This window comes from Microcystis sp. M179S2, assembly GCF_020245805.1.
Classification (GTDB): Bacteria; Cyanobacteriota; Cyanobacteriia; order Cyanobacteriales; family Microcystaceae; genus Microcystis; species Microcystis aeruginosa.
Genome location: NZ_JADBUE010000236.1, coordinates 1 through 10,399, shown reverse-complemented (window position 1 = coordinate 10,399; position 10,399 = coordinate 1). Strand labels below are relative to the sequence as shown.

Below are 10,399 nucleotides of genomic sequence, written 5' to 3'. Positions count from 1 at the left end.
CGGTAAAACCGATTCCTAGCGGAAAAATTCGGCGCAGTTATACTCCCCATCTTGAAGGAGAAATTCCTACCATTGTCCTAGAGTTTATCTCGGAAACCGAAGGGGGTGAATATTCCATCAATCCTCACTATCCCTATGGAAAATGGTATTTTTACGAGCAAATTTTACAAGTACCTGTCTATGGAATTTTTCAGCCAAAAACTGGAGAATTAGAAATTTATCGATTAAATCAAGGAAGGTATGAACAACAAAAACCTGATGAAAACAATCGTTATTGGATAGCAGAGATTAACTTATTTTTGGGAGTCTGGCAGGGAAAAAAAGCGGAAGTAACAGCCTATTGGTTGCGCTGGTGGGATAAGTCGGGCAATCTGTTATTGTGGGGGAGTGAACGAGTCGCACAAACTGAATATCAACTCGAACAGGAGCGAATGTTACGGCAAAAATTAGTTGAAAAATTAAGAGAATTAGGCGTTGAACCAGAAACCTTGTAGGAGACTTGTCAAATGCTGATAAAATCATGGAAGGAATCTTGGTAATGATTCGGGGCTGAAGATGCAACCTAACCTAACAAATGACTTAAATCACATTCTCGCCCACACTAAGGACCTCTGGGAGGAATTGCGGGGACAACGGATATTTATTACCGGAGGTACAGGCTTTTTTGGCTGTTGGTTATTAGAAAGTTTTATTTGGGCTAATGATCAGCTAGACTTAAAAGCATCGGCAGTGGTTTTAACCAGAAATCCTGATATTTTCAGGCAAAAAGCTCCTCATTTAGCCAATCATCCCGCTATTCAATTCCATAGCGGTGATGTTAGGTCATTTGAGTTTCCTGAAGGGGAGTTTTCTTATATTATTCATGGTGCCACTGAAGCGAGTGCCAAGCTCAATCAAGAAGATCCCTTACTGATGTTTGATACGATTATTGAGGGAACAAGGCATACTTTAGAATTTGCTAAATTTTGTCAGGCTAAAAAGTTCTTATTAACCAGTTCCGGCGCCGTTTATGGCAAACAACCCCCTGAGATAACCCATGTTTCTGAAGACTATTTAGGCTCTCCTGATTTAACTAATCCGGGTTATGCTTATGCAGAAGGAAAACGGGCAGCAGAAATGCTCTGTACTCTCTATGCTAAACAACAGGGCTTAGAAACGAAAATTGCTCGCTGCTTTGCCTTTGTCGGTCCCTATTTGCCACTGGATACCCATTTTGCTATTGGTAATTTCATTCGAGATGGTATGACGGGGGGTCCGATTCTCATCCAGGGGGATGGTAGTCCTTATCGTTCTTATCTCTACGCGGCGGATTTGGCGATTTGGCTGTGGACAATTTTGTTTAAGGGAAAATCATGCTACCCTTACAATGTCGGTTCAGATGAGGATTTAACTATCGCTGAATTAGCAAAAGTTGTTGCCAGTACATTTGTATTAAAAGTCGAGGTAATTATAGCTAAAGAACCTATCCCGGGTAAACCTGCTGAACGTTACGTTCCTTCAGTAAAACGAGCGTTTTCTGAGTTACAACTTAAACCCTTGATTTCCCTAGGGGAATCAATTATCCGAACGGCTAGTTATAATTCATCAAGATCTTAGAAGTTAAGAAGGAGTTGAAACTTATGGAAAACCTTAAATAATAGGAAATTGCAAGAGTACTGGGAAAAAACAGACAAGTTATTGACAAAAATTCAAGGATCGTGTTTAATGGCGATAAGCTCAGTTGGTAAAAAATTAGATTTGGCCAAGCTTCTAACATTATCCAAAAGAAACAAAAAAAATTATGATTAAGTTGTCGGACTATGTAATCGAGTCTATTGCCAAACAGGGTGTAAAGCACGTTTTTCTGCTGCCCGGTGGTGGTGCAATGCACTTAAACGATTCATTGGGGAAGTGTCCAGATATTGAGTTTGTCTGTAACCTACATGAACAAGCTAGTGCCATCGCAGCCGAAGCTTATGCGAAAGTGACAAATAATCTTGGTGTGGCTATTGTTACTTCCGGTCCAGGAGGAACAAATACTGTCACAGGTTTAGCAGGAGCATGGCTTGACTCAACTCCATGTTTATTTATTTCTGGTCAGGTTAAACGAGCAGACTTGATGGGGGATTTGGCCGTAAGGCAACTGGGAGTACAAGAAGTAGATATTGTTTCTATTGTTCAATCTATCACTAAATACGCGATAACTATTACCGATCCAAATACTATTAAATATCATTTAGAAAAAGCTCTTTATTTAGCTAAATCTGGTCGTCCAGGTCCAGTATGGATTGATATTCCCTTGGATGTTCAAGGGGCAATGATTGATCCTGAAAAACAGCAAGGTTTTGATTCCAAAGAAGTTTCGCCAAGTTTTGATCTTCACCATCTCAGCAATCAAGTTTCTCAGCTAATTGAGTTATTAAATGAAGCAGAAAGACCAGTATTATTGGTGGGAAATGGGGTTAGACTTGCAGATGGACAAAAGGAATTTTTGGAATTAGTCGAAGGGTTGAATATCCCTGTTTTAGCGACATGGTTGGGGCTTGATTTAATAGCCAGCAATCATCCTTTATGTTTTGGCAGGCCAGGTTCGATGGCACCAAGAGGAGCAAATTTTACCCTACAAAATTCAGATTTGCTTCTAACCATTGGCGCACGCTTAGATATGGCTTTAACTGGGTATGCTCACGATAAATTAGCAAGAGCGGCCAAAAAAATCATTGTTGATATAGATCAGTACGAAATCAACAAAATGAAAACAAAAATTGAACTGCCAATTTGTGCGGATGCCAAGGATTTTATTCAAGAGCTGCTCAAGCAGAAGGATAAACTTAATCTCAAAAACCATGAGAGTTGGATAAAACGTTGCCAAGAGTGGAAAAATAAATACCCACTTGTTCTTCCTCAATATTGGGAACAAACCGAGGGAGTTAGTAGCTATGTATTTTCTCAAGTTTTGGCAGAAGAGCTTACCTCCGATGATGTCATAGTGTCCGGTAGTTCGGGCAATGGCATAGAAGTATTTTTGTTGGTTTTTGAAGTAAAGACAGGGCAAAGGATATTTCACACTAGAGGGTTAGGATCGATGGGTTTTGGACTACCTGCCAGTATAGGGGCTTGTCTAGCCAGCGATCTTAGACGCACAATATGTGTAGATGGTGATGGAGGATTTCAGATGAATATTCAGGAGTTAGAAACCGTCCATCGCTTGAATTTACCGATTAAATTTTTTGTTTTCAATAATCAAGGGTTTGCTTCTATTAGAAGTTCGCAGAAAAAGTATTTTGGGCGTTTGGTTGGTGCGGATGCCACCAGTGGTTTAACCTTACCTAATCTCCTGAATGTTGCTTCTGCTTATGGTTTAGCTACGGCACAAATATCCAGTTCAGCTAATTTAAGAGAACAGATTAGAGATATTCTCAATAGCAGCGATCCGATAGTTTGTGAGGTTATGGTACCAACAGATGAAGTCCGCGCCCCTAGCCTATCATCCTTCAAAAAAGATGATGGTACTATGGTATCTAGACCCCTAGAAGATTTGTGGCCTTTTTTAGAACGGGAGGAGTTTATTTCTAATATGATTGTGCCTTTAGTCGAAGAGTAAATTTAGATTTATTTATTAAATTACACAAAAGGAGAATATATGTTAGTTGAAAAGAGTATCACCAAATATATTACTTTTTCCGAAGAAAGTATCCTCAATGCCTTAAAAAAAATCAGCAGCAATGGCAGAAGAGTGGTGTTTTGCTTGACGGAGGATGGAGTTCTAGAAGGGATATTTACAGACGGTGATTTTCGTAGATGGATGATTGCACAAAATGATATGGATCTCAATAAACCCATTCATTTTGCTTATAATAAGAAATTTTTATTCGTTTGGGAAGATGAGGGATTAAGCAAATGCGAGTCCTATTTCTCCAATGGTGGCGAGGTGATGCCAATTTTAGATCGTCAACGACGATTAATTGCGATCGCATGGAACCGCTCACCAGGAATAACCATTGGGGATTTTGTCATTAGTCATAATTCACCAACTTTTGTCATTGCTGAGATTGGCAACAATCATAATGGGAGTTTAGACTCAGCTAAAAAACTGATTGATTTAGCCAAAGAAGCGGGAGCAAATTGCGCTAAGTTTCAAATGAGAGATTTATCGTCTCTTTATCACAATGCTGGCAACGCCAATGATTTTTCCGAAGATTTGGGTTCTCAATATACATTAGACCTGTTATCTCGATTTCAACTCAGTCAACAGGAAATGTTTGCGGCGTTTGATTATTGTAAAGAGAGAAATATTCTTCCCCTCTGCACTCCCTGGGATATAGAAAGTCTAAGCTTACTAGAAAATTACGGGATGTCTGCTTATAAAGTAGCCTCTGCCGATCTTACTAATTATGACCTACTTACAGCCCTCGCGAAAACTGGAAAACCTTTAATTTGTTCTACGGGAATGTCTAATGAGTCGGAAATTATTGAAGCGGTCAAACTATTAAAGAGTTTGGGAACACAGTATATATTACTGCACTGTAATTCCACATATCCCGCCCCCTTTAAGGACATTAATCTTAATTATTTAGATCGTCTTAAAGAAATCGGTGAATGTCCTGTGGGTTATTCTGGTCACGAACGCGGTATTTATGTTGCGGTCGCTGCTGTAGCAAAAGGAGCAAAGGTGATCGAAAAACATTTTACCTTAGATAAGTCTTGGGAAGGTAACGATCATAAGGTTAGCTTGTTATTTCCCGAATTTCAAGCGATGGTAGAGGGAATCAGACAAGTAGAAGAAGCGATGGGAACAAACTCCGAACGTCGTCTTAGTCAGGGGGAGTTAATGAATCGAGAAACCTTAGCTAAAAGCTTGGTAATTACCTGCGATTTAGCACCGGGAGAAATCATTACAGAAGAAATGCTGGCTGTGAAAAGTCCTGGTCGCGGATTACAACCCAACCGCAAACAAGAACTGATTGGACTAAAAGCTAAGAGAAACTTGAAAGCTGGTGATTTCTTTTTTGACAGTGATTTAATATCAGAAACAATTCAACCGAGACAGTACGATTTCCGTAGAAAATGGGGGATACCGGTTAGGTATCATGACTTTCAAAAACTATTGAATAAGACCAACCTTGAACTGTTAGAATTTCATCTCAGCTACAAAGACATGGAAGCTGATATAAGTGAATACTTTAACTCTAGTTATAATTGCCAATTAGTTATTCATAGTCCTGAATTATTTGCAGGAGATCACATTCTCGATTTGTGTTCTCAAGATGAAGCATATCGTCAACAGTCAATCGAAAATTTACAAAAAGTTATTGACATTACTAGAGAACTGACTAAATTTTTTCCGAACACAACTAAAACGCAAATAGTAACGAATGTAGGAGGATTTACTTTGGATGCTTTTCTACCAGCAACACAGCGTCATAAATTGTATGAAACTCTTCTAGACAGTTTGGCAAAACTTGATCAAACGGGAGTTGAGATTATCCCCCAAACAATGCCACCTCTACCTTGGCACTTTGGTGGACAGAGCCATCATAATATCTTCGTAGATCCCGATGATATAGCCTCTTTCTGTCGTGAGCATAACTATCGAATCTGTTGTGATGTCTCTCATGCAAAACTAGCCTGTAATCGTTATAAATGGTCTCTGACAGAATATATTGAAGAGGTGGGAGAATACATTGCTCATCTGCACATTGCTGATGCTACCGGTGTAGATGGAGAAGGATTACAAATTGGAGAAGGGGAGATTGATTTTCCTGCTCTCGCTGAAGTCCTAGGCAAAGTAAACCTTCAAGCGTCTTTTATTCCTGAAATTTGGCAGGGACATAAAAATGGAGGTGAGGGTTTTTGGATAGCTTTAGACAAGCTTGAACGATTTTTCTAATTCAGAGAAAAGCTGTAAATTTTTTACCAAAACTGGAGGATAACCCAAAATGATCAACTTTGAAGACTTTCAAACGAAAATTCAGAAAGCAATCGATGTCAGAGATTCTAGATTAGAAGTTCTGGAAGGTAAAAAACATAAGCCTTTAGCTATATTTGGTTATGGAAATAAAGGTAAACAAATATCCAAGCAGCTAAGACTCGCAAAGCAAGCGGTACAAATTTATGATGTAAACCCTAATGCCTTGGAAAGTGCCTGTAGCGATGGATTTGATGTGGTCAATCAAATCGATGACTTAATCGATTTTCAAGTGATATTAGGCTCTGGACAAAATCAGATTGAGCAAAAGGATATGGTTTTTGACAATCATATCTTTTATGAAGAGGCAACATTTCTTTACGATTTAGTGCATCTACAGTCTAGGAAAAGAGAGATGTCTAATTGCATTGTCCATGATCTGGATAGACTATATTGGGTATATACTGTTTTGCAGGAAGACTCCAAGAGTCAATTTTTGGATATTCTTTTATTTAGAGCTTCGCTCAATCCACTTCATCTCCAAAACTCCCGTGTGAATAACAAATGGATGTGGTTTGATGTACCTCTTAAATTCAAGTCAAGAGACTATAAAAACTTTCTTGATGTTGGTGCTTTTGACGGCGATACAATAAAGGCAGCGCGAGCATTTTTCCCATTAGATCGGGTTCATGCGGTAGAAGCAAATCTTGAATTTGTTAAGAAAATTGCGCAGCAGGCAAAGGATTTTAACAATGGTCTGGTTATTTATCCTTATGCAGCTTGGTCTAGTAATTGTATGCTTTCTTTTTTGGAAGATCACAATGGGATGTTCTCTGTTGTCAAGGAAGATTCTGGAAGTGTTTGTGCAGCAAAGCTCGATTCGATAATCAATGAAAATGTTGATTTAATTAAGCTAGATATAGAAGGCTCGGAAGCAGAAGCTCTAAGTGGTTGCACAAGGCTTCTTTCTTCTGCTCCTGATGTTTTAGTCGCTGCCTACCACAGACCCTCTGACCTTGTTGACATTGTTTCTACCCTTTTAGCGCAAAATCCTAAATATAAAGTATATTTTAGGCATTACTCAGATGTGTATGATGACTCAATTTTGTATTTTATTAGCTAAAGATAGTGCCTGTCCACTACTAGCTTTTTCACTGGCTCTGTCCAGGTTTGTGTTGACGATCTAACCCTGTAAATTTACACCATCTAAAACTTAGGAGGATAAAAATGAAAAATAAAGCTTTGCATCTCGAGAGTGATGAGTTTACTCAAAGAAGCGCAACTGAAGCGGAGATAGATGCATCACTTCGTAAATATGTTGATCAATTGTTGCCAGTCATGGGGGGTAGAGCTTGGAACTGGGACATTCAGGTAACGCTCAAGCGACAAGTGTTTTCTCGTTTAATTCACTACTATGAGTTGTACAAAAAGATCGTTGATGTACAAGGTGTAATCTTGGAATTTGGAGTACAATGGGGTGCTACGCTCACAACGTTGAACAATCTTCGGGGAATGTTTGAGCCGTATAACCACGCACGTAAGATATATGGTTTTGACACTTTTGAAGGTTTCGCAACCATTGACGAGAAAGACGGAGGGTTTTCAAAAGTAGGACAGTACAAGGTATCAGAAGATTATGAAAAAGTTCTTGAGGACATCTTGAACTTGCATCAAGGCTTATCACCTATCCCTCAAATCAAAAAGTTTGAATTGATTAAGGGAGATGCTTCAGTCACATTTCCTAAGTGGTTAGATGATAACACTCACGCCATTGTTGCCATGGCTATTCTTGACATGGATGTTTACAAGCCAACCAAAGATGTCTTAGAAAAAATCATTCCTAGACTAACCAAAGGTTCTTTACTGGTGTTTGATGAATTGAACTGTCAGCACTTCCCTGGAGAAACTCAAGCTGTCGCCGAGGTTCTTGGTTTAAATAATCTAGCGTTAAGATGTTTCCCTCATCAGCCTTACTGTTCTTGGGCTATTTGGGAAGGCTAATCCATCTGCTTAGCGGTTTGCTTGAATTCCTTATTCGCTTTACCGCTGAGTTAACCTCATTTTTTTATGATGAATAATGTATCTTCTTAAAAATAATAAACTTGTTGGCATTGTCAAGAAACATAGATTTGTCCGTTTCTTGCTGGTTGGTGTAATAAATACACTGTTTGGTTATTTTTCCTTTGCCACTCTTATTCTTATTGGACTGGATTACAAGTTAGCCGCTCTGCTGGCTACCATTCAGGGAGTTTTATTTAACTTTCAAACCACGGGAAGACTGGTTTTTGGGTTGAGTTAATCCATGACAAATGCCACAAATTATCAAGCACTGATTACAGGAGGTTCTCGCGGCATTGGATCAGCTATAGCCTCAGCACTAGAGAGTCAGGTAATTCAGATTATCGCCCCTAAACGCTCAAAAAAAGTAAAAATTGGAGGACAAACAGCATGGTAATGGTTAAAATGCAAGTCTCCTTAGAGTCTTTAATCGAGGCAATTGCCACCCTTGATTTAGGAGTGAAACGAAAACTTATGGAAATTATAGAAGATCAGATTTTTGAATCAGAAGAAGAGTCCATGGAAAATGATCCAGAGGTGTTAGCTGAAGTAGAGGAAGCACGAAAGGCTTATCAGATAGGCGACTATCAAACTATTCAAGAATATATCACTAATCAATCTGAACAAGCTTCATGAATTACGAAGTCATCATCCCTAAACCTGTGCAGAAGCAGTTGAAAAGCTTTCCAGATGATGTGCAAACTCGCCTGAACGAAAAAATCCTTCTGCTGACTGACGAACCCCGTCCTTCGGGAGTTAAAAAGTTGCAAGGCTATGCCAATGAATATCGTCTTAGGGTAGGTGATTATCGAGTGCGTTATGAAATTGACGATCAAGGCTCAGTTGTCATCATTCTGAGTTGTAGACATCGAAAAGATGCTTACAAAGGATGACTCACTATGAGAATTTATCTTGAATGTCGGGGTGAAGACCGTTCGGCTGAACTCACGGCCGAAGCCCTCGCTTTTAGCGACGGGATGAAACCCCGACCAGTATAAAACAGCACTTCGACAAGCTCAGTGACACGAAGCACGACATTTCGACACATTTCGACACATTTCGACAGGCTCAATGTAAAGGCTCAATGTAAAAGCTCAATGTAAAGGCTCAATGTAAAAGCTCAATGTAAAAGCTCAATGTAAAAGCTCAATGTAAAGGCTCAATGTAAAGGCTCAATGTAAAGGCTCAATGTAAAGGCTCAATGTAAAAGCTCAATGTCAACTAAAATCTTGACAATTTGTGCTATACAGGTTAACATAAAATAAGTTGTTTGAGGTCGATCAACAATGATTGTCTTAGAAATGAAAGCCGTGGTTAAACCAAGTCAGTGTTCTGCCATTGATGAAGCTATTCGTACAGTACAATTCATCCGTAATAAGGCTTTAAGGCTTTGGATGGATGCCAAGAGAGAAGACAAAATCGATAAATATTCTCTCAATAAATATTGTGCGGTTCTTGCCAAACAGTTCAAGTTTGTCGATACTCTAAATTCTACTGCTAGACAAGCATCGGCAGAACGAGCTTGGTCAGCTATTGCCCGTTTCTATGATAATTGTAAGAAAAAGGTTAAAGGTAAAAAGGGTTATCCCAAGTTTCAGAAAAATAATCGTTCTGTGGAATATAAAAACTCCGGATGGAAACTATCGGAGGATAGAAAGAAAATCACTTTCACAGATAAGAAAAACATTGGCACGGTTAAACTAAAAGGAACTAGAAACCTAAACTTTTACCCTATTGACCAAATTAAACGAGTTAGGATTGTTAAACGAGCGGATGGTTATTATGTCCAATTCTGTCTTAGCGTTGATATTCGGGAATATGCTAAACCCCTAGAACCAACAAAAAGATGTGTGGGATTGGATGTAGGTTTAAAAGTTTTCTACGCTAACAGTGATGGGGAAACGGTAGAGATACCGCAATACTATCGCAAGGCAGAAAAAAGATTAAATCGACTGAATCGGAAGAAATCTAAAAAGTTTAGAAAAGGTCAACCCCAATCAAACAACTACCAAAAAGCTAGAAAGAGATATGCTAGAAAGCATTTAAGAGTAAGTAGGCAACGTAAAGGCTTTGTCGAAAAAGAGGCATTGCACGTCATTAAATCTAACGATTTCATCGCTTACGAAAACTTAAATATTCAAAGCATGGTAAAAAACTCTAAACTAGCTAAATCTATTAATGATGTGGCTTGGTCTATTTTTCGACAATGGTTAGAGTATTTTGGTTTTAAATATGGTAAGGTTACGGTAGCAGTAGCCCCCCATAACACGAGTCAAAATTGTTCTAATTGTGGTCAAAAAGTCCCTAAATCTCTATCGACGAGAACCCATGTTTGTCCCCATTGTGGCTATGTAGAAGATAGAGATATTAACGCCGCTATCAACATTCTCAAAAAGGGACTAAGTACGGTGGGACACACCGAAACTAATACGCTTGGGGAGAGATTCCCTCTGG

At 39.0% G+C, this 10,399-nt stretch carries 11 protein-coding genes; all 11 read left to right on the top strand.

Annotation, left to right across the window (positions count from 1 at the left end; translation table 11 throughout):
• Nucleotides 1–494, top strand: a 494-nt coding sequence (locus tag IM500_RS14640) for a Uma2 family endonuclease (RefSeq protein ID WP_287738793.1), incomplete at its 5' end; no start/stop codon positions are given.
• A 61-nt stretch (nucleotides 495–555) separates the two neighbouring features.
• A complete protein-coding gene (locus IM500_RS14635) occupies nucleotides 556–1,596 on the top strand; it encodes an NAD-dependent epimerase/dehydratase family protein (RefSeq protein ID WP_287738791.1) in 1,041 nt (346 codons plus the stop codon).
• A 184-nt stretch (nucleotides 1,597–1,780) separates the two neighbouring features.
• A complete protein-coding gene (locus tag IM500_RS14630; RefSeq protein WP_190721237.1) occupies nucleotides 1,781–3,583 on the top strand; it encodes a thiamine pyrophosphate-binding protein in 1,803 nt (600 codons plus the stop codon).
• A 39-nt stretch (nucleotides 3,584–3,622) separates the two neighbouring features.
• Nucleotides 3,623–5,869 (top strand): N-acetylneuraminate synthase family protein, encoded by a 2,247-nt coding sequence (locus tag IM500_RS14625; protein WP_190721239.1) that lies wholly within the window; start codon nucleotides 3,623–3,625, stop codon nucleotides 5,867–5,869.
• A 49-nt stretch (nucleotides 5,870–5,918) separates the two neighbouring features.
• Nucleotides 5,919–7,010: an FkbM family methyltransferase gene (locus IM500_RS14620; protein WP_190721241.1), complete on the top strand. Its 1,092-nt coding sequence runs from the start codon at nucleotides 5,919–5,921 to the stop codon at nucleotides 7,008–7,010.
• A gap of 104 nt (nucleotides 7,011–7,114) precedes the next feature.
• On the top strand, nucleotides 7,115–7,888 hold the full coding sequence (locus tag IM500_RS14615; RefSeq protein ID WP_190721243.1) for a TylF/MycF/NovP-related O-methyltransferase: 774 nt from the start codon (nucleotides 7,115–7,117) through the stop codon (nucleotides 7,886–7,888).
• Between the two features lie 76 nt (nucleotides 7,889–7,964).
• Nucleotides 7,965–8,186, top strand: coding sequence for a GtrA family protein (locus IM500_RS14610; RefSeq protein WP_190721245.1), 222 nt, complete (start codon nucleotides 7,965–7,967; stop codon nucleotides 8,184–8,186).
• Between the two features lie 3 nt (nucleotides 8,187–8,189).
• Nucleotides 8,190–8,342, top strand: coding sequence for a hypothetical protein (locus IM500_RS14605; protein ID WP_190721247.1), 153 nt, complete (start codon nucleotides 8,190–8,192; stop codon nucleotides 8,340–8,342).
• The gene (locus IM500_RS14600) at nucleotides 8,336–8,581 is read left to right on the top strand and encodes a hypothetical protein (protein WP_061431664.1); all 246 of its coding nucleotides are present in this window, start codon (nucleotides 8,336–8,338) and stop codon (nucleotides 8,579–8,581) included. The genes IM500_RS14605 and IM500_RS14600 overlap by 7 nt, the downstream gene beginning before the upstream one ends.
• The gene (locus IM500_RS14595; RefSeq protein WP_061431665.1) at nucleotides 8,578–8,838 is read left to right on the top strand and encodes a type II toxin-antitoxin system RelE family toxin; all 261 of its coding nucleotides are present in this window, start codon (nucleotides 8,578–8,580) and stop codon (nucleotides 8,836–8,838) included. The genes IM500_RS14600 and IM500_RS14595 overlap by 4 nt, the downstream gene beginning before the upstream one ends.
• A gap of 393 nt (nucleotides 8,839–9,231) precedes the next feature.
• Nucleotides 9,232–10,399 (top strand): RNA-guided endonuclease InsQ/TnpB family protein (locus IM500_RS14590; RefSeq protein ID WP_287738786.1); only part of this gene is annotated, 1,168 nt, incomplete at its 3' end.

Bases quoted from the DNA above. Each gene is read 5' to 3' on its own strand.
- IM500_RS14635 (WP_287738791.1), top strand. From the start codon at position 556: ATGCAACCTAACCTAACAAATGACTTAAATCACATTCTCGCCCACACT.
- IM500_RS14630 (WP_190721237.1), top strand. From the start codon at position 1,781: ATGATTAAGTTGTCGGACTATGTAATCGAGTCTATTGCCAAACAGGGT.
- IM500_RS14625 (WP_190721239.1), top strand. From the start codon at position 3,623: ATGTTAGTTGAAAAGAGTATCACCAAATATATTACTTTTTCCGAAGAA.
- IM500_RS14620 (WP_190721241.1), top strand. From the start codon at position 5,919: ATGATCAACTTTGAAGACTTTCAAACGAAAATTCAGAAAGCAATCGAT.
- IM500_RS14615 (WP_190721243.1), top strand. From the start codon at position 7,115: ATGAAAAATAAAGCTTTGCATCTCGAGAGTGATGAGTTTACTCAAAGA.
- IM500_RS14610 (WP_190721245.1), top strand. From the start codon at position 7,965: ATGTATCTTCTTAAAAATAATAAACTTGTTGGCATTGTCAAGAAACAT.
- IM500_RS14605 (WP_190721247.1), top strand. From the start codon at position 8,190: ATGACAAATGCCACAAATTATCAAGCACTGATTACAGGAGGTTCTCGC.
- IM500_RS14600 (WP_061431664.1), top strand. From the start codon at position 8,336: ATGGTAATGGTTAAAATGCAAGTCTCCTTAGAGTCTTTAATCGAGGCA.
- IM500_RS14595 (WP_061431665.1), top strand. From the start codon at position 8,578: ATGAATTACGAAGTCATCATCCCTAAACCTGTGCAGAAGCAGTTGAAA.